The organism is Bradyrhizobium sp. CSA207 (genome assembly GCF_029051685.1).
GTDB lineage: Bacteria > Pseudomonadota > Alphaproteobacteria > Rhizobiales > Xanthobacteraceae > Bradyrhizobium.
The window spans coordinates 99,748-125,400 of record NZ_JAACFT010000024.1 but is presented as its reverse complement, the minus strand read 5'-3'; the positions used below and the strand labels follow the sequence as shown (position 1 = coordinate 125,400).

Genomic DNA, 25,653 nt, shown 5'->3' with positions numbered 1-25,653 from the left:
GTCTCGTGCGCGCCCACCGCAAGTTTCGCCTGCGCCTTTCTGCACTGCTGAATATGGAGATGCTAAGGCAGCGACGAAGGCGGTAGGGTCAAAGACTGATGTGGAAGCCGCCGTTGACCCCGATGTGCTGGCCCGTCGTGTACGAGGACGCATCGGAGAGCAGGAAGCAGACGGTCCGTACCACTTCGTCCGGTGTCGCCCAGCGTGCAAGCGGGATCTGCGCCAACATGCCATCGCGGAATTTCTCGCCGCGTACCACCTCGGTCATCGGCGTTTCGACCACGCCAAAGCAGATCGAATTGGTCCGGATGTTGTATTTGCCCCACTCCCGGGCCGCGGTCATGGTCATGCCGAGCAGTCCGGCCTTGGCGGCGGCATAGTTGATCTGGCCTACCGACCCCTTTCGTCCCGCGTCAGACGAGATGTTGACGATGGCTCCTCCCGAGGCGTCGCCGTCCTTGGCGCGCTGCACCAGATGGCGTCCCACCGCCTGCAGCCAGAGGAACGCGCCCGTGAGATGAACGTCGATGACCTCGCGCCATTGATGCATGCTCATCTTTTCGATCATCGCGGGACGAATGATGCCGGCATTGTTGACCAGTCCGTTCACCGAACCGAACCGGCCGACGGCATCTGCGACGGTGCTCGCGGCCAACTCCGCGTCCGTGACGCTGCCGATGACCTTGATCACCCGCTCCGCAGGCAATGCCGCCAGGACGAGCCCGAGCGCCTCGCCGTTGAGATCGACGGCGACGACGTTCGCCCCGAGTTCGATCGCCAATTCGGCCGTTGCCTTGCCGATCCCCTGTGCGGCGCCGGTGACGACGATCGTCCGGCCTTGTAGGGACACCATATTTTTCGTCATTCCCAATTCCTCAGTTTCTGGTGAAGTCCAACATCTTGTGCGCGCACCGCTCGGGCGAATCAGGTCGTTGCCCAGCCGTGACTGAGAACCAGCGCATCGCGCTCGACGACACGCGCCTGAAATGCGACGCGGTCATCGAGGCGCCAGCATTCGAGCTGGATCGTGTCTCCAGGAAAGACCGGCGCGGACATCCGAGCGCGGATCGCCTTCAGCCCTGCGGGATCTCCTTCGCAGAAGGTTTCCACCAAGCCGCGACAGGCAAATCCGTAAGTCGCAAGCCCGTGCAGGATGGGCCCCCGGAAGCCGGCCTTGTTGGCGACCGCGGGGTCTATGTGCAGGGGATTGAGGTCTCCCGACAGGCGATAAAGCACGGCCTGGTCCGGGCGCGTAGGTAACGTGATTACGCGGTCCGGCCTACGATCGGGGACTGGCGTCGGAGCGGCGGCGGGTTCATCGCCGCCGGAGGCTTCTGAGAAGCCGCCATCGCCGCGAAGGAAGAGCACCTGCTCACTGACGGCCACCAATCGTTTGTCAGCTTCATCCCATAGTTCCTTCTCGACATGCATGATGGCGCCCTTGCTCTCGCCCTTGTCGACAAGTCGCGCGACGCGGCTCTTGCCGACCAGAATTCCGCTCGGGGGAAGCGCAGAATGCATCTGCACGGACTGCTCGCCATGCACCATTTTCGCGAAATCAATGCCGAGCTCCGCATTGTCCCTCATCCAGGCCCCCGGCGAGGCCAGAACGGTCGCCATGGTCGGAAGTGGCACGAGATCCTTTTCATATACGAGGCGCAGTTGCCGCTCGTCCAATGGGCCGCTCGCGGCACCGACGCCGAGCGCGTAGAGAATGGTGTCTTTTTCCGTGTAGGGGTGGTGGACGTCGCCGGACCGCCAGGCCCGCGTCTTTGCATAATCAACCATCGCCGACAGCTCTCCCCTCGGGACTGGTCCCCGCCAAAAACGAATGCAGCCTATTGGTCTTTGGTTGAACCAATGATATAGACCCGGCCTGTCGTGGTCAACAATGCACAGTGCAGATGAGCGGCCACGGGCTGAACATGAGCTCGAGAGACCTGATGAGCATTCGACGCAAGGCCTGCATCGCAGGCGCCTATGAGCACCCGACCCGAGAAGCACCGGACAAGACGGTCGCCCAGCTGCACGCCGAATGTGCGCGCGGAGCCCTGGAAGACGCTGGCCTGCGCCTTGAGGATGTCGACGGCTATTTCTGCGCGGGCGATGCACCGGGCCTCGGCGCGAACAACATGGCGGACTATCTGGGACTCCGGCCGCGCCATGTGGACACCACCGACACCGGCGGCTCCGCCTATTTGGTTCACGTCTCGCATGCCGCCCAGGCGATTGCCATGGGCAAGTGCAACGTGGCCCTGATCACGCTCGCCGGCCGGCCGCGGAGCGAGGGATCGAGCGGCGTGGCGCCAAGGCTCGTCGGCGCCGGAACGCCCGATGTGCCCTGGGAAGCGCCTTATGCTCCCGTGACGGTCAACATGTATGCGCTGGCGGCGGCCCGTCACATGTACGAGTACGGCACGACGAGCGAACAGCTGGCGTGGATCAAGGTCGCGGCCGCGACTCACGCGCAGCACAATCCGAATGCGATGTTGCGCGATCAGGTCACGGTCGACGACGTCCTCGCCTCGCCCATGATCTCCGATCCATTGCGCCGCCTCGACTGCTGCGTCGTCAGCGATGGCGGCGGTGCCCTGCTCGTCGTTCGCCCCGAGATCGCGCATTCGCTCAAGCGTCCCATCGTCAACGTTCTCGGCGCCGGCGAAGCGATCAAAGGTCAGCTCAACGGGCAGGTCGACCTGACGTTCTCGGGCGCAGCGTGGTCCGGTCCTCGCGCGTTCGGGGAAGCCGGTGTCAAGCCGTCCGACATCCAATATGCCTCGATCTACGACAGCTTCACCATCACGGTGCTGATGCAGATCGAAGATCTCGGGTTTTGCGAGAAAGGCAAGGGCGGACGTTTCGTCGCGGACGGCAATCTGATTTCCGGAGTCGGCAAGCTGCCGTTCAACACCGACGGCGGCGGACTTTGCAACAACCATCCTGCCAATCGCGGCGGCATCACCAAAGTCATCGAGGCCGTCCGCCAACTGCGCGGCGAAACCCACGCCAAGGTGCAGGTCCCAAATTGCAACCTTGCCCTGGCCCAAGGCACAGGCGGCTTGCTCGGCTCGCGCCATGGCAGTGCCACCCTGATCATGGAGCGCGCGTGAGATGACGACGATGTATCAGGACCGCCCGCTCGGCTCAGCGGTGCACGACCCCGCAACCGAGCCGTTCTTTGCCGCAACGGCAATCGGGTCGCTTCGCGTGAAAATCTGCGTTTCCTGCCGCAAGCCGCATTGGTATCCGCGGCCGCTTTGCCCCTATTGTCTCGGAGACGCCGAATGGAGCGACGTCACCGGGAAAGGTGAGATCTACAGCGTCAGCGTCACCCGCCGTGCCGGTCCCACGCCCTATGCGATCGCCTATGTGCGGCTCGACGAGGGCATCACGATGTTGAGCAATATCGTCGATTGCGATCTCGATTCGCTGCGGATCGGGCAACGTGTCCACGTCGTATTCAAGCCAGCCGAGAACGGGACGATGATCCCGATGTTCGCCCCGGGTCCGGGCTGACGAACGGCCCAGGAGCACCTTCATGTCGCTCGATCCAAAGCTTCGGCGATCGCTTTCGTTGCCCACCGTCTGCGCACCGATGTTCCTTGTCAGCGGCCCTGATCTCGTCCGCGAGGCCTGCAAGGCGGGCGTGATTGGCGCCCTGCCACGCCAGAACGCCCGCTCGTTCGACGAGTTCGCTGACTGGCTGCGCACGATCTCGGCGGATCTGCGCGAACACGCAGGGCACGCGCCGGGACCGGTCGGTCCGCTTGCGGTGAACCTGTCTGCAAAGACGCCGGAAGACCAGGTCGGAAGCCACCTCGATCTGTGTGCCGAACAAAGCGTTGACATCGTGATCACCGTCGGCGGCAATCCCAAGACCATTGTTCAACAGGCGCATGATCGTGGAATAAAGGTCTTCCACGACATCACCAGCATCCCGTTCGCCGAGCGCGCCATCGCAGCCGGCGTCGACGGCCTGATCTGCATCGGCGCTGGGGGTGGCGGCCACTCCGGTACGATCAGCCACCTCGCATTGATCCGCAAGGTCCGCTCGATCTTCAACGGGACGATTGTCATGGCCGGCGCCATTTCCGACGGCGCCACCATTCGTGCGGCAGAAGTGCTCGGTGCCGACCTGGCTTATCTCGGGACCAGGTTCATCGCCACCACGGAGTCGCTGGCGCCCGACGAATACAAACGCATGATCGTGTCGCAGACGTCGTCAGACCTGATTTACACGGAGAAGGTTGCCGGCGTGGCCGCGAACTGGCTGGCCGCGTCGTTGCGCGCTGCTGGCCTCAATCCGGACGCCTTGCCCGAGCCGAAGGGCAAGGGCATGCGGCACGACCATCTGCCTGAGAGCGCAAAGCCCTGGAAGAACCTGTGGAGCGCGGGTCAAGGAATCGATCTGATCGACGAAATCCCGTCGGTAGCGGACCTGGTTGGGAGGCTGAAGCGGGAATATGCGGAAGCTTGCCAGACTCCCGCTATGGTCTGAGGTCGTCTTCGGACTCCGGCTTTCGGCTCGCGTGAAGAACTGGCCGGGATCGCTCCCGGCCTTTGACGTCGGCAATAGGCACCTTGCAGGACGACCTCCAGCGCGCCGCATCAAGCTTAGGCGGTCAGTCCTTCAAAGCCCGAGCACTTGCTTGGCAATGATGTCGCGCTGGATTTCCGAACTACCGCCGAAGATCGTGTTGGCGCGGCCGTTGAGATGACGGGGCACCACGCTTAGGACTTCTTCCGGGATGAGCGGCCGGTCCTTAAGGGCATGGAGAGGACGGCGCGTTTCCTCCACCAGCGCATTTTGCCCGACCATTTCAACTCCCACGCGCGAGATGGCCTGGTGGATCTCGCTCGCACGCAGCTTGAGGACGGACGACACCGGTCCTGGATTTTCGCCTCTTTGCAAAGCTGACAAGACCTGCAATTCGAGGAACTCCAGTGTCTGGACGTCGAGCTCGATTTCCGACAGTTTGGTTGCGATCTTCTGAAGCAATATCGCCTTGTAGGACAAGCCGGAGTTGGCCAATCCCCGCACCTTCTCGAGCGCATATCTCAGTTTCGGCGAGTTGATTCCGCCGCCCCGCTCGAATTCCAGCAGATACTTGCCGCAGGTCCAGCCCCGCCCTTCCTCGCCGATGAGATTGGTGAGGGGGACTTCCACCTCGTCGAAGAACACCTGATTGACGTCATGGTCCCCGCTGATCATCATGATCGGGCGAATGGTGACGCCTGGGGATGCCATGTCAATGAGCAGAAAGCTGATGCCGTCCTGTTGCCTCGGCTCGTCGCTGGTTCGGACCAGCGCGAACATGCGGTTTGCGAAGTGCGCATGCGTTGTCCAGATCTTTGTGCCGTTGACGGCGTAGTGGTCGCCCCGGCGAACGGCACGTGTCTTCAGCGAGGCAAGGTCCGATCCCGAGCCTGGTTCCGAATAGCCCTGGCACCACCGATCTTCGCCGCTAAGGATGCGGGGCAAGTAGAACTTCTTTTGCTCCGAGGTCCCGAAGCGCATCAAGACCGGCCCGATCATCTTGATACCCATGGGGGATAGCTGCGGCGTTCCTGCTGCGGCACACTCGGATTCGAAGATCCATCGCTGCGTCGCCGTCCAGCCCGGGCCACCATGCTCCCGGGGCCAACCGGGTGCGACCCAGCCTCGCTCATGCAAAGCCCTTTGCCACGGCGCGACGATATCGGGATCTGAGAAGAAGGACACGTTGAGAGAGCTGGCCCGCCGCAGCTCGGGAGAAAGACGCGCGGCGATAAATGCTCGCACCTCATCTCTGAACCGTAATTCCTCGGGCGTGAACGATAGCGACATGACTGATCTCATTCCGCTCGGGAGTTGCCAAATAGCTCGGCGTGACGCTGCAGATGATAATCCACGCTTCCGAAAAGTGCTTCGAAAACCAGCAGCCGTTTGAAATAAAGGCCGAGATCGAGTTCATCCGTGACGCCCATCGCGCCGTGGAGTTGCACCGCTTGCTCCGCGACATTGCGCGCGCAGCGGCCGATTTTCACCTTGGCGCCGGACGCGGCGAGCGACCGCTGCGTCGAATCGGTATCGGCTCCCACGAGAAGAGCCGCACGCGCCGCCATCGCTCGGGCCTCCTCGCATTCAACATACATGTCGGCCAGCCTGTGACGGATCACCTGGTTGGCCGCGAGCGGCCGACCGAATTGCTTGCGCACCTTTGTATAGTCGAGCGTGGCGTCGAACATGCTTCTCATCATGCCGGCGGCCCCTGCGCTGAGCGCAACAATCGCCCGATCGACAACGCTCTGGATGGTCGGCAGCACCTCCGCACCGCTTCCGAGCCGCGCATCGGGCACAAGCCGGGCGTGGTCGAATGTCAGTTCCGCGACGCGGCCCCCACCGAGACGTGGTGCATCGCGCAGCGTCACTCCTGCGGCATCCTTCGGCACCAGGAAGAGAGCAAGTCCGGCACCCTGCGCACCGGGCAAACGCGCCGACACCATGTGGACGTCCGCAGAGACCGCGTCGAGCACGGCGATCTTGCGTCCGTGGAGCGTCCAACCATGATTGTCAGTCTGCGCCACGGTGTGGACCTCGGAAAGACCTGCCCTTGCGTCCGACTCGTAGTGAGCGAACGACAACAGACGCTCGCCGTTGATGATGGCCGGCAGCAACCCCTTCTGCTGCTTTTCCGTGCCACATTCGGCAATCAGGGTCCCAGCCAGCAGCACCGTCGAGAGATAAGGTTCGGTCGCAAGCCCCCGGCCGAACTCCTCCATCAGGATCGCGACCTCGACGGGTCCTCCGCCGAAGCCGCCAACCTCCTCCGGAAACGGAAGCCCGAGCCAGCCCAGATCCGCAAACTTGCCCCAGTTCTGGCGCTTGAATCCCATTGGATCCTGCATCGCATGGCGACGTGCGGCCGGGTCGCAATGTTCAGCGATAAACCGTTGCGCGCTATGGCGCAGCATCTGCTGCGCTTCGCTCGGCGTCAGATCCATCCCTCAGCTCCACACATCATACCTACCGGTCCCGCTTTCCGGGCGCGCAGATCGGCCATCTTCTAATGGAGTCGCGAGAAACGGATTGGAAGCCGCTTCAAGCCGCCGACGAAGGTTGTCTCGGTCCAGGCCGGCTCGCCAGCAAGTTCGATTCCGTCGACGCGCGAGAGCAGCTCGCGCATGAAGGCAATCATTTCGACCTTCGCGAGATACATTCCAAGACAGGCGTGGATGCCGAAACCAAAGCCGACGTGGCGGTTCGGCGTCCGGTCTGCGACAAATGCGAAGGGACGCTCGAAGGCATCCTCATCCCGATTCGCAGACGGATAGGCCAGCAGCAGGTTATCTCCTTGTTTGATGGTCTTGCCGCGCAACGTATAGGTCTCGGTCGCGGTCCGGAAGAAATGCTTCACCGGAGATACCCAGCGCACCATTTCCTCGACGGCGGCGGGAATGAGATCTGGATTTTCCTTCAGCTTCCGCATCTCTCCGGGATTCTCGATCAAGGCGAGCAGACCGCCGGAGAGCGTTGCGCTGGTCGTGTCGTGACCGGCACTGGCGAGCGCCACGTAATAGGACGAGGTCTCGAATTCGCCTATCGGCTTGCCGTCGACCTCGGCCGTCGCAATGATGCTTGCGAGGTCGTCCGTGGGATTCTGCCGTCGTTCCCGCGCCACCTCCTTGAAGAAGTTCACATAGGCGAAGGTGGCATCGATCAGGTCATTGCCACGCTGCATCTCCGCATCGCCGCCGCTGAAATAGGCTCGGGTGATGTCGAGCAGTCGCTGGCCGTGTTCATCCGGAATTCCGAGGATCAGCATGATGACCTTGAGCGGATACCACCCTGCGACATCCTTGTAGAAGTCGCACTCAGTCCCCTTTTCCAGCATCTGGTCGACACTGGTCCGTGCGATCAAAGCGATCCTGTCTTCGAGATGACGCACTTCACGCGGCTGAAACCAGGCATGCGTTATCTTCTTGTACTTGGCATGATCCGGATTATCCATCTGATTGATCGCGCGAACCAGCATTGGACGGCCTGCCATCGCTTCCCGGACCTTTGTCTCGAAATCGATGGACAACAGCTTGGTGCGCGGCGCGTTGATGAACCTCTCATTCTGCCGTTCGATCTCGATGACGTCCTGATGCTTGCTGACGGTCCAGAACGGACGGAAGCCCGGAGGTTCGGTCCAATGCACGGGATCCTCCTTGCGAAGGGTCGAGAACAGGACATGCTGCCTATCGAGAGCACCGTAAGTTTTGTCGTCGACGATCGCCTGATCTAACTTCGTATCTTGCATCGCGTCCTCCCTGGTTTCCTGTTCAGTTCATCCGCAGCACCGGCTTGACGGTTGCGCCGGTTTCCATATCCTCGACGGCCTGGTTGATCTTTTCGAACGGATAGAAGCTGACGATCCTGTCGAGCGGCAGCCGTCCTTGGCGGAAGAAGTCGACAAGTCGCGGCAGGAAGATCGTGGGCACGGCATCACCCTCGACGACGCCCCGCACCGTCAGACCTCCGCCGACCAGGACGCTCGCCTCCACGGGAAACCGCGTCCCGCGCGGCGGTGCGGCGACCTGAGCGGATGACCCGCGCTGCCGCAGGCACGCGATCGAAGCGGCGACCACCTCGGGCACACCCGTGGTGTCGAGCGAGTGATCGACGCCGCGGACGCTGCCCAGCGCGGCAACCGCCTTTGCCAGATCGGGTGTCCGGCCGTCGACCGTGTGGGTTGCTCCGATGTCGCGCGCACCGGCAAGCCGTTCGGCCCGGATGTCGACGGCAACGATCGTGCTGCAGCCCGCCAGCTTGGCAGCCATGATCGCCGCCATCCCGACTGCGCCGACGCCAAACACCGCGATCGACGCACCGGGCCGAGGGGACAGCACGTTCAACACCGCGCCCGCGCCGGTCTGGATCCCGCAGCCCATGGGCGCGAGCAGCGCGAGCGGTAGATCCTTGCCGATCTTCACCACGTTCCGGGCCGTGGCAATGGCATGGGTTGCGAACGCCGATTGCGCAAAGAAGTAGCCGCCAAGCTCAACGCCGCGGTAGCGGAGGCCTGAGCCACCGCGCCGCTGACCGAACAGGTTGATCATCCCGAACTCATCACAATAGCCGGGCGCGCCGAGTTGGCACTGTCCGCATGCGCCGCACGAGCCAAAGCTCATCAGCACGTTATCTCCCTCGGCCAGCCCGACCACGCCCGGACCGACGCGTTCGATCACGCCCGCGCCCTCATGGCCGAGAATCTTGGGCAGCGGCACGGGGATGTGCTGCAGTTTCACCGCGAGATCGGTATGGCAGATGCCGCAAGCCTCGATGCGGACGAGCACCTCTCCGGGCGCAAGGTCATCGGACAGATCGCAGTTGATCAGTTCGAATGGGCGCTCCGGCGCAAGCGCCATTGCGGCTGTGATCTTCATGCTCGTCTTCTGCTCCGTTGCAAATGCGGCAGTCCGTCAAACCATGCGGAAGCGGGTCGTGGTGGGGTCATCAATGGAGTTGAAAGCGGATCGGAAGCCGCTTGGGCCCGTTGACGAACCAGGAAACGGTCATTGCTCCTGCGCCGTCGAGTTCGACCGACGAAATCCGCTGCAACAATTCTTCGAAGAGGATCCGCATCTCGAGCTTGGCAAGATATTGCCCAAGACACAGATGGGCTCCGTAGCCGAAGGCGAGATGCCGGTTCGGCGACCGATCGATCCGGAACGCGTCAGGATCCTGGAAGACGGCCTCATCGCGATTAGCGGAGGCGTAACACAGCATGAGCCAGTCGCCGCGCCTGATGGAACGGCCGTCGAGCTCGGTGTCCGCGGCTGCCGTGCGCATGAAATGCTTGACCGGCGTGGTCCAGCGGATCGCCTCGTCGACGAAGCCGGAGATCAGGCCAGGATTGGCTTTCAGCCTGTCGAACTGCTCCGGATGCTCGCAAAGCGCCCACATCCCGCCCGCACTCGAGGACGATGTCGTGTCGTGGCCGGCGGTCGCGATTGTCACGAAATAGCTGAGCGCATCCAGGTCCGAGATCGACTCGCCGTCGATCTGCGCATTGGCTATCACGCTTGCAAGATCATCGGACGGGTTGGCGCGCCGGTCCGCAACCACAGACGAGAAGAACTCGCCGAACTCGAAGACGACATCCGAAAGAGCGGTGGCACCGTCATTTTGACCCCTGCGCGCGTTGTCCGGGTCCTTGCCGCCGAAGAACTCCTGCGTCAAGCGCAACATCTTGAGCTCATGATCCAGATCGACGCCCAGAATCGTCATGACCACCCGAAGCGGAAACCCGAGCGCGATTTCGGACACGAAGTCGCAATGCTGGCCCGACGCGGCGAGACGGTTTGCATAGCTTTTCGCGATGTCGCGAATCTTGCCTTCGATCGAACGCAAACTACCTGGCGTGAACCATTTCTGCGTCAATGCCCGGAACTTGGGATGATCGGGAGCATCCATCTGCACCAGGGTGCGGAGCAGGCCGTTGCCACCCGTCGCCGCCTCGATCCTGGCTTCGGCTTTGCTGCTCAGCAACGCCACCGGGCGATCACTGCTGCGAAACAGCTGGCTCTGCTGGCTGACGATCTGAATGTCCGCGTGGCGCGTAACGACCCAGAAAGGGTTGAAGCCGCGCGGGCTGGCCTTTCCGAGCGGCTGATTGACGCGCAGCCAGCGATAGGCATCGAAGATACGCTGAGTGCCATAGGCTGCGGGGTCCGTCAGCACGGCGACAATATCTTCGGGGATCGGAAAATTCGCAGCGCTCAATTGGTCCCCTCCTTCATGTCGCCGTGCTCAAAGGGTTCAGGAAGGAAGCCCAGCGGCAGGCGATCGACGACTTCGACATTCCTGATGACCCATAGCGGCTACTTGGCCACCGCGACGGTCCTCTCTTCCGCGCCCCGTAGAACTTTGCTCTCGCGCAGCGCCGCAATCGCCTGCGGACTCAGCCCCAAGAGGCTCTGCAACAGCCTTGGCCCATCCTCGCCGAGCGCAGGCACCTTGTTCCGGACATTGGCCGCGCTGTGCGCGAACCGGAACGCGGGATTGGGGATACGTAACGGCCCGGCCCCGTCATTGATCTCCTCAAATACGCCCCGCTCCTGGATGGGCGGCAGCGCCATGGTCTCGCGGATGGTCCGGTATTGAGAACATGGCACACCGGCTCTGGTGAGGATCGCCTCGCATTCCGCGGCCGTTCGCGATGCCGCCCAGTCGTCGAGGAGGTTCATCAATTCGGACCAGTGATGCTCGCGGGCGCTGCTGGTTGCGAAGCGCGAATCGCTGATCCATTCCGGATGGCCGACGCCGCGCGCCAAAGCCTCGAAGTTGTTCTGGCTCACGGGAGCGACGAGCAGGAACCCGTCGCTGGCCTGTGTGGGTCGATAGAGCGGCCGGCGGCGCTCGGCCGGGAATTGCGCTTCCTGACACTCGTAGACCAGCATGCCGACCATGGCGTCGAGCAGGGATACGTCGACATAGTCGCCCTGCCCGGTCTTGAGCGTCCGAAACAGCGCGGCTTGAATGGCTCCGAATGCCGTCGAGCCACCGAGAACATCAGCGATAAAGATTCCGTTCTTCAGCGGACGCTCGGCATTGCCCTCCTGATAGTCGAGGTTCGTCATGTCGTAGCCCGACGTTGCGTGCAACACCGGCGCATAGGCGCTCCGTCCGGACCAGGATCCCTCCTGGCCGAAGCCCGAGATCGAGCAGTACACGAGCTTGGGATTGAGCTTCGCAAGGGTTTCGTAGTCCAGCGCGAGCCGCTGCATCACGCCGGGGCGGTAATTCTCCACCAGCACATCGCACTGGAGCACCAATTCATAGATCAGCTTGCGAGCCGCAGGCTGCTTGAGATCCAGGGCGATGCTGCTCTTGCCGGCATTGAGCTGCGCGAAGTAAGCGCTTCGCCCATCCCGCAGCGGCGGACGCAACCGGATGTGATCGCCCTCCGGGGGCTCCACCTTGATCACCTCGGCGCCCAGGTCCGCCATCAGCCGCGTGCAATACGGGCCGGACATCATGGCGGTGAAGTCGAGGACGCGAATTCCGTCGAGGATTCCCGGCCGGTCCAATCCGGTTGGCATATCGATGCTCATTTCAGATTGGTTTCGGAGACCGCGAGCGCCGCCAGCCGGCTGCCGCCAATCGCGTCTAGATAAGCGCTGGACGAGGCGCTTCGAACATACCGGTCCAGATAGCCGCTGAACGTCTCGGCACTGGCGCTGCTCTTAACATACTCCTTCAGATGAGCTTCGTCGGAACGGTAGAGCGAGGGTGAAGTGGTCGGATGCGCGCCGAACGGCGCCTCGACGATCGCATCGACCATCGCGCTCGGCAGCTTGGTCAGATGATTGCTGCGTCTGATCGTGTCGGTCGACACGATGCGATCGACCGAGACGATCACCCGCCGGGACGCCTGGGCGATCATCGCGTCGAAGAAGGGCGGCCCCAAATGCTGGACGTTGCCATGCTCGTCGGCCTGCTGGGCGTGCAGCAGGCAGACATCCGGCTTGACGGCCGCGACAGCGAGCATCTTGCGCTCGCCGGGCTTGGATGGCAGCGGCCAATAATGCTCCGGCGCGAACTTCGGCAGATCGGTGCCGAGGTCGGGCACCGGCATGTAAGGTAGGTCGCAAATTCCGGCCCGCAATCCGCCCGCAATAGCAGGACCGTCCAGATCGTAGACCTTGAGCGTGCCGTTCTCCGACTGACGACGGAAATGCGGCGCCAGACCGAACTGCTCGAAGCTGATGAAGACGCAGACGGTGGAGGCGGCACAACCCGCACCGATCAGCATGTCCGGCGCGATCGAGCCCGGCGCAGGGATCAGGTGCAGGTCGCGAGCACCTTTACGGATCAACCCGCGCACGAGCGCCATCGGCTGCGAATTGAATATCCAACCGCCAAGGGCGACTTTGGCTCCGTCCGGGATCTCAGCTACGGCCTCATCGACGGAAACGATCTTGCTCTTTGTCATAGACTTCAGCTTGCCTGTCGGTCTGATTGGAGGAGATCCGCCACGTGATCAGGGAAACTTGCGCCGCAGATCGCCACGCCGATCGACATGTTTGCGCAGCAGCTCGAGCTCCTGATCGGTGGGCATGGTCGTCACCGGGGGCGCGCCCTCAACGACGATGTCGAAGGCCGTGGAGTCGCGGATCTGCTCGAGCGTCACGCCTGGGCTGATCGACTTCACGCGCATGGCCTTGCTGTCGGGCACGAAATCGAAAATCCCCAGCGGTGACAGCACCAATTTGGGACCGCCAGGGGGCAATCCCATGCGCTCGCGGGAGTCACCGCCTTCCATGTGACCGGGTCCGCACAGGAAATCGACCCGCGGCACGAACGCGCTGCGGTCGTGACGGGTCAGGCACACGTAGAACCGCTTGGCGAGGCCGCAAAGCGCGCTGATGCCGACGGTTCCCGGCCCACGCACGCGCGGCTTACGCTGATCACCGACCACCACCGTGTTGATGTTGCCGAAACGGTCGACCTGCAGTGCCGACAGGATGGCAAAATCGAAGAAGTGGACCTTCCAATCGATGAAGTCGATCATGACCGGCAGATCCATCCAGGACTCCGCGGACTCGACGTTCTCGTAGTCGGCCGTCGACAGCAGATGATCGCGCGTCGGATTGACCATTCCGCCGGGACCGGAGATCCACCACAAACGCGGCGCCTGCTGGCGGCGTGCGAGATTGCAGGCCGCAAGCTGGATGTCGGAATTGGTTCCGATGATGACCTTCTCGCCATCGGCGATATCGCGCGCCAGCAACACCGCCAGCGTCTCTCCGAGGGAAGGATTTGCAGCCATTTGTCCGCGAACCTATTGGTTGAACCATTGCCACATTAGCGAGGGTCGGATGCCATGTCAACGGACCCACGGCCGGCGGAGACGAGACCGAGCGGATTCGTGTCGGGGCAATTCGGACGTGAGTGGTGGTCGGCCAGCCGCGGGTGTCCGCGTTCCATCCGGAGTGGACGCGTGCAGGCTGCTCGAAAGACAATGGGCCGAGTTGGCGCAGTGAGTGGATTTAACGCTGGGCAGCCGGGGGAGAGCGGCGGCCGCGTGGGGCGGCTTTGGTAGCCGACACACCTTCCGCGGCCTGAATTCGCGACATATAGCTTCGTTGCAGCCGCTTCAGGCAGGCTTCCATCTCGGCCACGGCAGCGTCGGCCTCGCCAGCAGCGAAGTGTTCCATGAAGCGGCGGCGCGATGGCAACACGAAGCTGTTGTCATACTCGCCGATCCGCTGCACGAAATGAGTGAGCACATCGAGCACCCCGTTCATGACGATGACCATGATCGGATTGTCGGTGAGCCGCGCGAGCATTCTGTGGAATTCGATGTGCCTCTCTGCGCGGCCCGCGAAGTCGCCCCGGCGCCGGGCTTCCTGCGCTTCGTCGATATTGCGGTTCAGCATGTCGATGTCTGCTGCCGTTGCGCGCCGGCAAGCTTCCCGGACCACGACCGATTCGAGCCAGATGCGGGCCTCGGTCAATTGTGCGGGCTGGATGGTACCGACGTGGTACATGTCCATCAGCCCGGTCGCGATAGCCTCATCGCTGTGCTGGCTGATGAAAGCGCCCCCGCGGGCGCCCTTCTGCAGGCGGATCAGACCGGCATGCTCGAGCGAGCGCAAGGCCTCACGAAGGGTATTGCGAGAGACGCCAAATTGCTCCGACAGCGCCCGCTCGGATGGCAGACGGTTGCCGACCGCAAGCCTGCCGGAGGAAAGCTCCGTTCGGATCTGAGCGGCAATCTCGTCGAACGCGCGGGACGATCTAATTCGTTGGAACTGCGCTATCGGCGCAGCCTCTGTCTTGGATTTGGCCGGCAATTGTGAAGGGCTCATATCCACCCGGATGGTTCGAAGCTGCAACGACATATAGGCGAAGCTGACGATTCTCGCCATAGCGCGTTGGCGTTGACCCGGACTTCTTACAAAAGTAGAATGGTAGGACCAAACTGAAGGGAATGGCCACCAGAATGCTGCGAGAGTTGCCGTCGGACGAGGATCGCCAGATCCTGCAAGAAGCTGTCCGGGGATTCTTTGAGGACCAGTCGGAAAAGGCCGCTCAGGTGACCCCACGGCTCTGGAAGCAACTGGCCGCTCAGGGCTTGACCCAGATTGCTGCGTCTCCTGCCGAAGGGGGCTTGCGCGAGATCGTGCTGGTCCATGAAGAGGCCGGCCGCGCCGCCTGCCGTGCACCGCTCGCGGATGCAGCCTTGATCAACCTCATGCAGCTTCGAGCCCGTGGCGATGCCGGTGTCTTAAGGTCGCTTGTAGATGACCTCCATAGCGGTGACGCGGTGGTCGCCCTGTCTTTCGGAGGCTTCGACCATGACGGAGCCGCAGGCTGGGCGAAAATGGAATCGGACCGCCTGATTGCGGAGTTGGGCTTCGTCGAATCCGCGGACATCGTTACGCATCTGGCCGTATTCGTACCCGGCCCGGCGCTGGCCATCGTCGAGACCAGCGACGGGGTTGCCGCTGAGCCGGCCCCGATGATGGGAAAGGCTGGTTGGTGGCGGGTTCGGATCGATGCAGTTCCGATCGTCCTGGTGCCGTTCACGGATGCCGAGGTCCGGGACCTGCTCACAGTCGCGGCGCTGGGTGAGACCGCGCGGGCGCTCGGTGCAGCCCGGCGCGCATTCGAGCAGGCCGTTGCCTATGCGGGCGAACGTCGGCAGTTCGGGCAACCCATCGGGCGCTTCCAGGCCATCCAGCACAAGCTCGCGAACTGCCACATCGCCTTGCGCGCGGTTCAGCTCACGATTGCAAATGCCGCCGCTCAATATGACCTGGAAGCCGGGCAATGGCACTGGTTCGCAGCCTCAGCCCAGGCTACCGCGGCTGGTTCTCTTCGCCAGGTATCGCTCGAGACCCAGCACGCCTTCGGCGCGATCGGCTACAGCGAGGAGCATGAGGCCCCGCGGCACTTCAGGCAGGTCCATTTCAGCATGCTTCGCCATGGCGGCCAACGCCCGCCGGTCGAGCAACTCGCGAGCCATTTTCTCGATCACGACAGCGGTGCGTTTCCCGAATACGATTTGGGGGCGTCCGGAAATGCCTTCCGCGACGAGGTTCGCACTTGGCTCGACGGGTATTGGTCAGGCGAGCGCCGCGCGCGCCACGAGCAACTCTCCTTTCGCGAACGGGAATATGACCGTGAATTCGCCAGGGCGCTCGGCCAGACCGGCTGGATCGGACTCAACTGGCCGAAGCGGTTCGGCGGACAGGAGCGTGGCGCCTTCGAGCAGCTTGCCTTCATGGAGGAGATGGAGCACGCCGAAGCCCCGCGTGCCGGCGCGCCCGTGCAGGCGGCCATGCTCCAGGTCTACGGCACGCCGGAGCAGCAGCAGCGCTACCTGCCGGAAATCCTGCGGGGGGAAGCCATCTACGGCATGGGCTACAGCGAACCCCAGGCCGGCTCCGACCTAGCGTCGCTGAAGACCCGCGCGGTCCGCGACGGCGACCACTATGTGATCAATGGACAGAAGATCTGGACCACGACCTATTGGGGCGAGTACATGCTGCTCGCGACCCGTACCGATCCGAACGCGACACCGCCTCATGCAGGCATCACCATGTTCATCGTTCCGATGATGACGCCCGGGATCACGATCCGCCCGTCAGAGACGATGTATGGCGGCACCTTCGCCAACATCTTCTATGACGACGTGCGGGTACCTGCCGAAAATCGGATCGGTGCCGAGGGCGAAGGCTGGAAGGTCCTGACTGGGGCACTGGCGACCGAACGCGGCTTCATCGGCGGCGGCATCGTCTTGAAGGTCGCCCACATGTTCGAACTGCTGTGCGAGCATATCCGGACCGCCGAGCGCCGCGGCAGCCCAATGCGGCAGGATCCGCTCGTGCGCGCCAGGATCGGCACGCTCGCGGCAGAAATCGAAGCCGGCCGGCGCATGATGGTCTATTGCGCCGAGCAGGTCGACAAGGGCGAGACGCCGCCGGACGAGGCTGCCGTCAGTAAGGTCTATTCCGGCGAGCTGATGGAGCGTTTCGGCGAGACTGCGCTGGACCTGCTGGGGCCGGAGGCGCTGCTCAGCGAACACAGCCCGGGCGCAGTCTTGCGCGGGCGCATTGAACAGATGCTCCGACATTCCCTGATGTGGGTTATCAGCATTGGCACCAATGAAATCCAGCGCAGCCTGATTGCCCAACGCGGGCTCGGACTGCCGCGATAGCTGTTTGCCCCGGAGGTGACATTTGACCGCGACAGGCCGTCCCCAGCTTCCGCCGCCGCGCCCGAGAGCGCCTGGCGCGCCCTCCCCGCTTCAGGGGTTGCGTGTCATCGACTTTTCGCACTTCATTGCGGGACCCATGTGCACGCTCTTCCTTGCGGATATGGGCGCCGACGTGATCAAGATCGAGAACGCGGCGAACGGGGACGATTTTCGCCGTTTCCAACCCCACCTCGGCGGTGAAGGCGTGCCGTTCCTCTGGGTCAATCGTAACAAGAAGGGCATTGCGCTCGATCTTACGAACGAAGCTGCGCAAACAATCGCAACTGAACTCGTCGCGTCAGCCGACATCCTGGTGGAGAATTTCTCGCGCGGGGTGATGGAGCGGTTCGGCCTCGGCTACGATGCGATGCATAAGCTCAACCCTCGCCTGATCTACTGCAGCGTCTCGGCCTATGGCCGCGACGGCGCAATGGCCGATCGTCTGGGCTTCGATCCGGTGATCCAGGCGGAGACCGGTTTCATGTCGATGAACGGTTTCCCGGACCAGCCAGGTGTCCGCACCGGCCCCGCGATCATGGACATCTCCACCGGCATGACGGCGGCCATCGGCGTGCTCGGCGCGTTGACCGCACGCCAGAGCACTGGACTCGGGCAGCGTGTCGAGACAGCGTTGTTCGATACCGCCGCGTTGATGCTCGGCTTTCACGCGATGAATTATCTCGCGACGGGTCGCAATCCGACCCGCGCCGGTAACCGCAGCGCCGATAGCACTCCGACCGGCACCTTCCAGACGGCAGACGGCCCGCTCTACATAACCTGCGCAAATGATCGAACTTTCCGTCGCCTTGTCATCAACGTGCTGGAACGGCCTGAGCTGGCCGAGGATCCTCGTTTCGTGAACAACCGCGACCGGATGGCGCGTCGCGACGAGTTGACCGCCATCATCGAACGGATTCTTGCGGGCGACTCCAGCGAACGATGGGCCGCCAAGATGCAGGCCGCAGGCGTCCCGGCCGGCGTCGTCAGAACGATCGAAGATGCTTTCAGCTCCTTTGAAATGGCCGAGCGTGCGCTCGCGTCGTCCATTCCGCATCCGACAGCAGGCGAGATACCAAACATCGGATCCCCATTGCGCTTCAGTGAAACGCCTGTTCTCGACCCGGTCGCCGCCCCGACTCTCGGGCAGCACACGACCGAGGTGCTGGAGCACGTTCTCGGTTATGGGCCCGAGCGCATTGCTGAACTGAGAACGGCGGGCGCGTTCGGATCGTCAAGCTGACCCGCTCTCGCCGATGCGCAATGGCTTCCGGTCACAGCCAAGCAGGAACACCAATATCCGAGAAGCGATGCGGCCGCAGCGTGCTGCGGAAAGATAGCCGTCAGATGCGCCGGCCCGTGTCCTTCCAGAAGGGTTCCTTGAGCCGGCGCTTGAATATCTTTCCACTTTCCTCGCGCGGAAGCGCTGCATGGAAATCGATCCGCCGCGGCACCTTGTATTTGGCGATACGTTCGGCGAGATAGGCGCGCACCTGCTCCGTCGTGAGTTCACAACCCGGTTCGAGCTCGATTGCGGCAGCCAGGGACTCGCCGAACTCATCGTCGGGAATGCCGAACACGGCACAGTCGCGGACGCCGGGACATTGAATCAAAGCCGATTCAATCTCGGCAGGATAGATGTTGACCCCGGCCGAGATCACCATGTCCGACCGCCGATCGCACAGATACAGCCGGTCGTTCTTGAGATAGCCGACGTCGCCGACGCTGATCAGCCCGTCCCGCTCGACTGATTTTCGCTTCGCGGCGTCGTTGAGGTAGACGAAGTCCGCCAGCGAGTCCTGACGAACGTAGATCTCGCCCACCTCGCCCGGCGCAACCGGCTTGCCATCGTCGCCGTAGAGCGCAATCCGGGCGCCCGGCGTGAGCCGCCCGACGCTGCCAGGGTGAGCCAGCCAATCTTCCGGCGTGCTCAGCATGACGGCTCCAACCTCCGTCCCGCCGTAGGTCTCGTAAATGACCGGCCCCCACCAATCCATCAGCGCCTGCTTGATCTCCGGCGCACAGGGCGCGCCCGTGTGGATCACCCAGCGCAGCGAGCTCACATCGTATCGGCGGCGGGTCTCCTCCGGCAGACGCATCAGGCGGACAAACATGGTGGGAACCATGACCGCATGCGTGATCCTTTCCCGCTCGATGAGCGCCAGCGTTTCTTCCGGCTCGAACTTGGATTGGAACGCGATGATATCGGCCTGCACGATGGCCTGACGCAAACAGGCGTTCGGAGATGCGTGGTAGAGCGGACCGCCGATCAACACGCGCACGCCGGGTGCTATGCCGTAGACCGCCCGCATCAGCTCCCCATAGGCCTTGGCCTGCTCGGCCGTCGCAGGTTCGCGCTTCACGCCTTTCGGGTGTCCCGTCGTGCCCGACGTGTAGATCAGCGTAGCGCGGCTGCGCGGCGGAGCGCTGCTCCAGGGCTGGAATTCCGCCAGCCAAACCGGCCCACTGCGGTCCGATACACTCGGCTTCTCGGCACCTGGTGGAACGCCGAACTGCCGAACGAGCTCGGGCGGCGTCGGTACGCTCAGCACGAGAATGCCGTCCAAGGTCTCCTTGAGCTCGTCGCGGACGGCCGCGAGCAGATCGGCATGAGCCACCAGGACCTTGGGCTTCGCGTCCTTGAGAATGTAAGCGATTTCCTGCGCCCGACCGTGCCAATTGATCGGCACGCAATAGGCGCCGATCAGGGAGGCCGCCTGAGTCGCCTCGACAAAGACGAAGTCGTTGCGCAGCAGAAGCGCAATAGTATCCCCTTCGGAGACCCCAGAAGCATGCAGCCCGCTGGCCGCACGAGCGGCGTGGATCAGCACCTCTTCGCGCGCGCGCGCCGTTCCATCGAGAAAAATCAGTGGCGAAGTCATCATTCCTCTAACTATGTTCTGCCTGGGGCGTGGGATCGCTTCTGGTGAAGCGATTGAGTTTTCGCGGCCGGCTGCCCGATGATCATTCTGCAAACGAGCGGCTACTGCATTGTCAGCTTGCAGTCTGGATTTGCAGCCTCCGACATCAACTCTTCGGCTTTCATACGCCGGACGATCTTGAAATAGTCCCACGGGGCATTCGATTCCTCCGGCGATTTGACCTGAACCAGGAACATGTCCCGCAGGACGCGGCCATCGGCCCGAATCCTGGCCGAAGACGTCGTGAGGTCCGAAATCGGCAGTTCGTGCATCTTCTTTGCTACCTCAGGTCCGGATGTCGAGCCCGCCGCCTTGACGGCCTTCAGGTAGTGCGTGACCGAGCTATAGACTCCCGCCTGCAGGGCGGAAGGCGGTCGTCCCATTTTGTCACTGAACCGCTTTGCAAACCTGCGGGTGTTGTCGTCCGTATCCCAGTAGAACGCTGTCGTCGTATAGATGCCTTTCATGCGATCCAGCCCCAGGCTGTGCACGTCGGACTCGAACAACATCAGGCTCGCGATGCGCATCCCGTTCTGCAGCAGGCCGAATTCGACGGCGTTCTCGATGAGAAGCACCCCGTCGTGGCCGGCAAAGGACGAGGCAATCGCGTCCGGTCGCGCTTCCTGCGCGGCCAGAAGGAGCGAGGCATAATCCGACGTCCCGATCGCCGCGCGCCGCGTGCCGACCAGTTGTCCACCGGTCTCCTTCACCATGTCCGCGACCGCCCGCTCCATCTGGTGTCCGAAAGAATAGTCGGGGCCGACCACGAACCACTTCTTCACGCCGGATTCCGCTGCGCTCAGAACGGGGGCGCGCGGAAGCACGCTGGTGTCGAAGGTCCACACGAATCCCGTCGGCGAGCACGACTTGCCGTAGAGATCGAAGGTCCCGGCACCCGAGATCAGGGCGATCTTTCCCTTTGTATGGGCGAGATTTTGGATTCCGAGCGCGATGGTGGACACGGGTATGTCGGCAATGGCCTCAACATGCTCCTCGTCGAACCACCGTCGGGCGATGGTCAGGCCAACGTCCGGCTTCAGTTGGTGGTCGGCCGAGACGATCTCAATCGGTCGGCCAAGGACGGTGCTGCCGGCGTCGCTGACCGCCAGTTCCGCGGCAACGACCGAGCCGCGACCGACCGTATCGGCGATGACTCCGGACATGTCGGTCAAGACACCGATCTTCAACGGCTCGCCAACCGCCAGCCCGCTCCACAGGAATAAGCCCAGTCCCGCGGCCACGACTCGCCTTGCCATGAGCAGCTGCCTCCCACTTATTGGTTGTACCATTGATACACGGTGGCCATGATGACCGCAAGCCCATTCGGCCGAACATTCGGCCAGGCCTTTTGCCAGCCTCCGCCGGACGAAAAGGGGAGAAGACGTCGAGCGCAACCGGCATATTCCCGGCCTTTGGGCAGGCGGAACCCACAATTGTTATCGCGCCGAGGTTCTCCGCTGCAGGCCTCCCCTCGTCACCTTCGGCGAGCTGTGCGACCAATACCTAGCCCATATAAAGGCTATCGACCCGCGCACCGGCAGGCCCCGCAAGAGCAGTTGGAAAAATGACGAAGGTTACCTGAAGCGCCCCAAGGCGAAGTTCTGCAAGCGCGCTGTCGGATCGATTACACGCGGTGAGATCAGGGAGTTCCTAGAAGAGATCGCCAAGGCCTCGCCGTCGTCGGCGAACCGGACCCAGTCCGTTATCCGCACCATGTGGGGATATGCGAACGACCGGGAGATTCTGACGGAAAATTTCCTGCACGGCATGAAGAAGGTTGGCGGCAAGGAAATCGAGAAGGACCGCGTTCTAACCCTCGACGAACTGAAAGCCTTCTTTGGCGTCCTCGATGACGAAAAGGCGGGCATCACGGACGCGACGCGCTTGGCGCTGAAAGTCGTTTTGCTGAAAGCCCAGCGCCCGGGCGAAGTCGCGGGCATGATGCGTTCCGAGCTTCACGACCTCGAATGCGCCAAGCCGCATTGGATCATTCCGGCAGTGAGGACGAAGAACAAAAAGGCTGAACATACCGTCCCGCTCTCCCCGACTGCGGTCCGATTGATTGAGGCGGCCTTAGAGGCGGGCAAGCCCGAAGGTGAGGACACGAAGGACAGGCCGGTGTTCGCGAGCCGCTTTGAAAGCGTCGAGACGCTCGCGCGTCACTCCATGAGCCAGGCCGTCCGCCGCCTCTTGGGGGACGACGAAGAGGAAGGCATGGACCAGGCGGAAGACGGCGAGCTGGCCGCCTTCACGCCCCACGACCTGCGGAGAACAGCCGCGACAATCGTGCAGGCGGCGCGGCTGCCGGTCGATTACGTGAAGGCCCTATTGAATCACAACGACAAGGGCGTAACCGGCATCTATGCCCGTTGGCATATGTTCGAAGAGAAGCACGAAGCCGTGTCAGCAATTGAGCCTGCACTACTGCCCATCTTGGAGTGAAAGCCGGGAACAGCCGAAGCTTGAATATGACAGCTTGCGCGCCATGAAGCTGTCAAACTGTTCGGGCACGCAAGCACACAGGCTCCCTCGCACGACGGTGCGCGCACACACTGTCCGAAAGAGCCTGACAGGTTGGCCCGCCCAGCCGGGTACTAAATGGGTGTGTAGCACCCAGCCTGTCGTTCACGCTCCCACCCGCCTAGGCAATGCCAGCATGTACGAAAGCGTCCACTGCGATCACTGCAACGAAGAGTTCGCGCCAGAAGAATTGACCGTCATTGACCCACCGGCCGGGAACGGCGAGTCTATCTGCGTTCGGTGCATCGAAATCATGCTCCGTCGAGCCGTCGCGAAGCTACCGCTTGAATATCGGTGAAACCGTCTACTACCTAGGAAAAGGCGATTGCACCCCGCGCGTCGGAATGCCTGCGCGCTCGTAGGCTTTTCGGCCCGCCTCGAACACTTCCTGTTCTTTCGGGTCTGCGCGATCAAACCAAGAGCCGGGAGCATACGTCGCGATGCGCTTCGCAAAGAACGATTGCGGCTCCCAATCTTGCCCTTCGCGTTTCTCGAAAATGATGATTCCGTCACGGGTGAAATAGGTAGGCCCCGGAATCTTGCAGTCGACCGAAAGCTGAACGCGCCACAGGTCGCCTTTCGCGGTCTGCTTCTCGTCTATCTTCGGCAAGTAATCCACTCCGACCGGATCACCGATTGTGCAACGGCCGCGCCGCAGAAGATCGCCCAGCTTGCCTTGCGCAGTCGTCACGAAGTTGAAGTTAGCGGGATCATGCAGAAAGCGAAGGTTCACGCCCTTTTCGTCGTTTGTTGCTTCGTCAGCAATGAGCGACAGCGCGAACGCTTGCCAGCCTAATTCCATCGGCTTCGCGTACGGCGGCCCTAGCGTCATTTTGCCGTCCGATGCAACATCCCAACCGATAGTGTATTCGTCGTCCGCCTTATCTTCGCGGCGTTTGGCCCACGAAAAGAAAACTGGTTCGCCCGTGTCTGTCTTTTGACCGACCTCCCATCCCCTCGGAACGAAGTGGGCCACCTTCGAGGCCTTGGCGAATATTTGCTCTGCCGTCTCGCCGTCCTGCGCTCGCCAAGTTGACTTGATCATGTCAATAAGGGCGTTGTTGTCTGCACGGACTTCGCGGCTCGTAATGGCTGGCGCGCCAAAGCCGGTCAGCGCTAGAGCGAGCCCGAACCAAAGCGGACGCCTTCCCATCGTTTTCATCGTCATCTTGCCCCCACAATGCGAACTAACTCGCATCAGTTCGAAACCGGAGAACCTTTTCCAGTTTGCTTTTCGCTGCGGCCCTCTCGCCGCCGTAGCGGTGCAAAGTGTTTGAGACCGCGAGTAGCGCGGTGCTGGCCGACATTGGATCGAATTTCCAAAAGCTGACAAGCCGAACAGCGAAAGCTTCGTTAAGCGCAAAGGCGCGCATTCTGGCATCGCGTTCGGGAGCGGCGATCCGACCCGCGCGATCTGCTCGACGTTGATCGCGGAAGCCTTTCAGGCCGTACAATATCCGGTCCTTCCCGCGGTCGAGTATCGCGCGGCAGCGACCGAAGATTGTCCTGGTTGCGTCGACGAGATCATGCATATCCGTCACCACTCTCTGTTCGTTCCGCGCGATTTCGACGTATCGCCCTACTTTCGCATCATCAAGCCGACGATCGAAAGCAGCTTCGATTTCAGAACGCTCAAATGGGACTGAAGGGAACCGCGACGCCAGCCGGCTAAGCAGGCAACTCTGTCACTTCGCCGCGCGCCGGGTAATTATTCTTCAGGACATAGTCGATTGCGGCAAGAATGTCGGAGAAGTGTGGGCGCGCAAATGGCATGGTTTGCACGCTGCCAAAGTACAGCGTGCCGTCCGGTCGGATCAGATAGAGCGCCGGCTCAGAGAAACGCGCGGGCTCTTCGACGCCCGTCGATGTCATTCCACGCCCCGTCGAGATGAACAATCCCCAGCGGCGCGCCGAAGCGAGGTCGAGACCATAGCCGAGACGCAGCCGCGTCAATCCCCAGGCCTGCCTGGTCTGCTCCGCGCGCTCCCTCGAGTCGGAGGATACGGCCACCACCGCAACGCCGCGCTTGTCGAATTCGCCGAGCTTGGACTCGAGCTCTCGGAGCTGGGTCTTGCAAATGGGGCAGTGAAGGCCGCGATAGAACACGATGAGCGTGAAGCTTACGGGCTTCTCCGCTGCGATATCGAAGGTTCCGCCGTTAGCCAGTCCGACATCGAGCGGCGGAACGGGTTGTCGCGGAAACAGTGTCACGAGATCTGTCATGTCGGTCATCCTCTTTCGTCTTTCTCCTGGATCAGAATCGCGTCGTGAGCCGAGTGAGCCACATCGGAGAGATGTCGACCAGCAACGCTTCGAGTTCCCTGTCGAGCCCGGTCAGGATCAAAAACCCCACAGCGAACAACAGGACACCAAGGACAGTCACCCCGCCCTGGCCTGCTCGCTGCAGCTTGTCTTTCCATCGCAACATCGCCTCCCGGGAAACGAGGCCCAAGAGAAGCAGAGGCAGCGCCGCGCCCACGCCGAACGCGACCATGACGATTGCGACTTCTCCGAGGTTCTTGCCCTGAGCTGCCAGGACCGAAGCCGCGCCAAGCGTCGGACCGACACAAGGGCTCCAGACGGCGCCGAGCAACAGTCCAACCGCGAATTGGCCTTTCAGTCCGGTTGTTGCAGCACCGCCAAGGCGACTGTCGGTCCAGCCGCTCACTGACCCCCCTGCGACCGCCAGTCGAACCTGTAGCCGCGGGACCATGAGGACGAGGCCGACCGCCAGCAAGAGCAGCGCGGCAACGCCGCGGAAGATGCCCGCATCCATTCCGATCGAGAATCCGATCGTTGCGACGAACAGTCCGACGGCGACGAATGAAACGGCGAGGCCCGCGGCCAGCGCTGCCGGCCCCAGGCGGTGCTCGGAGACGGCGGCGCCGAGCACAAGCGGCAACAACGGCAGGACGCAGGGCGACAGCGTCGACAGGACGCCAGCCAAGAGCGCGAGTAAACTGGCACCATTTGCCATTACG

The 25,653-nt window shown here is 62.4% G+C and carries 23 protein-coding genes; 6 read left to right on the top strand and 17 right to left on the bottom strand.

Annotated features, from left to right (window positions below; translation table 11 throughout):
* Positions 1-88: 88 nt before the first annotated feature.
* Both GWG65_RS26270 and GWG65_RS26265 read right to left on the bottom strand, forming a co-directional pair.
* Positions 89-865 (bottom strand): SDR family NAD(P)-dependent oxidoreductase, encoded by a 777-nt coding sequence (locus GWG65_RS26270; protein ID WP_275198453.1) that lies wholly within the window; start codon positions 863-865, stop codon positions 89-91.
* A gap of 59 nt (positions 866-924) precedes the next feature.
* Positions 925-1,788: a MaoC/PaaZ C-terminal domain-containing protein gene (locus tag GWG65_RS26265; RefSeq protein ID WP_275198452.1), complete on the bottom strand. Its 864-nt coding sequence runs from the start codon at positions 1,786-1,788 to the stop codon at positions 925-927.
* 155 nt (positions 1,789-1,943) lie between these two features.
* On the opposite strand from GWG65_RS26265, the gene GWG65_RS26260 reads away from it, so the two are divergent.
* The 3 genes from GWG65_RS26260 to GWG65_RS26250 are packed head-to-tail and all read left to right on the top strand — an operon-like array spanning position 1,944 to position 4,498.
* Entirely contained in the window at positions 1,944-3,110 is a 1,167-nt protein-coding gene (locus GWG65_RS26260; protein ID WP_275198451.1) for a thiolase domain-containing protein, read from the top strand.
* A gap of 1 nt (position 3,111) precedes the next feature.
* Complete coding sequence (locus tag GWG65_RS26255) at positions 3,112-3,516, top strand: OB-fold domain-containing protein (protein ID WP_275198450.1); 405 nt, start codon at positions 3,112-3,114, stop codon at positions 3,514-3,516.
* Between the two features lie 22 nt (positions 3,517-3,538).
* On the top strand, positions 3,539-4,498 hold the full coding sequence (locus GWG65_RS26250; RefSeq protein ID WP_275198449.1) for a nitronate monooxygenase: 960 nt from the start codon (positions 3,539-3,541) through the stop codon (positions 4,496-4,498).
* Between the two features lie 132 nt (positions 4,499-4,630).
* On the opposite strand, the gene GWG65_RS26245 is transcribed toward GWG65_RS26250, so the two are convergent.
* The 9 genes from GWG65_RS26245 to GWG65_RS26205 all read right to left on the bottom strand — a co-directional run bounded on the left by GWG65_RS26245 (position 4,631) and on the right by GWG65_RS26205 (position 14,901).
* The gene (locus GWG65_RS26245) at positions 4,631-5,827 is read right to left on the bottom strand and encodes an acyl-CoA dehydrogenase family protein (protein ID WP_275198448.1); all 1,197 of its coding nucleotides are present in this window, start codon (positions 5,825-5,827) and stop codon (positions 4,631-4,633) included.
* An 8-nt stretch (positions 5,828-5,835) separates the two neighbouring features.
* Positions 5,836-6,984 (bottom strand): acyl-CoA dehydrogenase, encoded by a 1,149-nt coding sequence (locus tag GWG65_RS26240; protein ID WP_275198446.1) that lies wholly within the window; start codon positions 6,982-6,984, stop codon positions 5,836-5,838.
* A 62-nt stretch (positions 6,985-7,046) separates the two neighbouring features.
* Complete coding sequence (locus tag GWG65_RS26235) at positions 7,047-8,285, bottom strand: cytochrome P450 (RefSeq protein WP_275198445.1); 1,239 nt, start codon at positions 8,283-8,285, stop codon at positions 7,047-7,049.
* 22 nt (positions 8,286-8,307) lie between these two features.
* Positions 8,308-9,393, bottom strand: coding sequence for an NAD(P)-dependent alcohol dehydrogenase (locus GWG65_RS26230; protein ID WP_275198444.1), 1,086 nt, complete (start codon positions 9,391-9,393; stop codon positions 8,308-8,310).
* An 88-nt stretch (positions 9,394-9,481) separates the two neighbouring features.
* The gene (locus GWG65_RS26225) at positions 9,482-10,750 is read right to left on the bottom strand and encodes a cytochrome P450 (protein WP_275198443.1); all 1,269 of its coding nucleotides are present in this window, start codon (positions 10,748-10,750) and stop codon (positions 9,482-9,484) included.
* A 98-nt stretch (positions 10,751-10,848) separates the two neighbouring features.
* Positions 10,849-12,081, bottom strand: coding sequence for a CoA transferase (locus tag GWG65_RS26220; protein WP_275198442.1), 1,233 nt, complete (start codon positions 12,079-12,081; stop codon positions 10,849-10,851).
* Entirely contained in the window at positions 12,078-12,962 is an 885-nt protein-coding gene (locus GWG65_RS26215; RefSeq protein WP_275198441.1) for a CoA-transferase, read from the bottom strand. The genes GWG65_RS26220 and GWG65_RS26215 overlap by 4 nt, the downstream gene beginning before the upstream one ends.
* Before the next feature lie 48 nt (positions 12,963-13,010).
* Positions 13,011-13,799, bottom strand: coding sequence for a CoA-transferase (locus tag GWG65_RS26210; protein WP_275198440.1), 789 nt, complete (start codon positions 13,797-13,799; stop codon positions 13,011-13,013).
* Between the two features lie 220 nt (positions 13,800-14,019).
* Entirely contained in the window at positions 14,020-14,901 is an 882-nt protein-coding gene (locus GWG65_RS26205) for a GntR family transcriptional regulator (RefSeq protein WP_275198439.1), read from the bottom strand.
* Between the two features lie 62 nt (positions 14,902-14,963).
* On the opposite strand from GWG65_RS26205, the gene GWG65_RS26200 reads away from it, so the two are divergent.
* Positions 14,964-17,195 (top strand): acyl-CoA dehydrogenase, encoded by a 2,232-nt coding sequence (locus GWG65_RS26200; RefSeq protein WP_275198438.1) that lies wholly within the window; start codon positions 14,964-14,966, stop codon positions 17,193-17,195.
* Positions 17,196-17,217: 22 nt separating this feature from the next.
* Positions 17,218-18,474, top strand: a complete 1,257-nt coding sequence (locus GWG65_RS26195; RefSeq protein WP_275198437.1) for a CoA transferase — start codon at positions 17,218-17,220, stop codon at positions 18,472-18,474.
* A 100-nt stretch (positions 18,475-18,574) separates the two neighbouring features.
* On the opposite strand, the gene GWG65_RS26190 is transcribed toward GWG65_RS26195, so the two are convergent.
* Together GWG65_RS26190 and GWG65_RS26185 are read right to left on the bottom strand one after the other, a co-directional pair.
* On the bottom strand, positions 18,575-20,113 hold the full coding sequence (locus GWG65_RS26190) for an acyl-CoA synthetase (protein WP_275198436.1): 1,539 nt from the start codon (positions 20,111-20,113) through the stop codon (positions 18,575-18,577).
* A gap of 101 nt (positions 20,114-20,214) precedes the next feature.
* On the bottom strand, positions 20,215-21,393 hold the full coding sequence (locus GWG65_RS26185) for an ABC transporter substrate-binding protein (RefSeq protein WP_275198435.1): 1,179 nt from the start codon (positions 21,391-21,393) through the stop codon (positions 20,215-20,217).
* Between the two features lie 472 nt (positions 21,394-21,865).
* On the opposite strand from GWG65_RS26185, the gene GWG65_RS26180 reads away from it, so the two are divergent.
* A complete protein-coding gene (locus tag GWG65_RS26180) occupies positions 21,866-22,594 on the top strand; it encodes a site-specific integrase (protein WP_275198434.1) in 729 nt (242 codons plus the stop codon).
* Positions 22,595-22,979: 385 nt separating this feature from the next.
* Here GWG65_RS26180 and GWG65_RS26175 read toward each other — a convergent pair whose 3' ends face one another.
* From GWG65_RS26175 to GWG65_RS26160, 4 genes are all read right to left on the bottom strand, one after another.
* On the bottom strand, positions 22,980-23,840 hold the full coding sequence (locus GWG65_RS26175) for a nodulate formation efficiency C protein (protein ID WP_275198433.1): 861 nt from the start codon (positions 23,838-23,840) through the stop codon (positions 22,980-22,982).
* Positions 23,841-23,859: 19 nt separating this feature from the next.
* A complete protein-coding gene (locus GWG65_RS40480; RefSeq protein WP_342760666.1) occupies positions 23,860-24,204 on the bottom strand; it encodes a hypothetical protein in 345 nt (114 codons plus the stop codon).
* A 136-nt stretch (positions 24,205-24,340) separates the two neighbouring features.
* Positions 24,341-24,895: a peroxiredoxin-like family protein gene (locus GWG65_RS26165; RefSeq protein ID WP_275198431.1), complete on the bottom strand. Its 555-nt coding sequence runs from the start codon at positions 24,893-24,895 to the stop codon at positions 24,341-24,343.
* Between the two features lie 31 nt (positions 24,896-24,926).
* Positions 24,927-25,649 (bottom strand): cytochrome c biogenesis protein CcdA, encoded by a 723-nt coding sequence (locus GWG65_RS26160; RefSeq protein ID WP_275198430.1) that lies wholly within the window; start codon positions 25,647-25,649, stop codon positions 24,927-24,929.
* Positions 25,650-25,653: the final 4 nt, after the last annotated feature.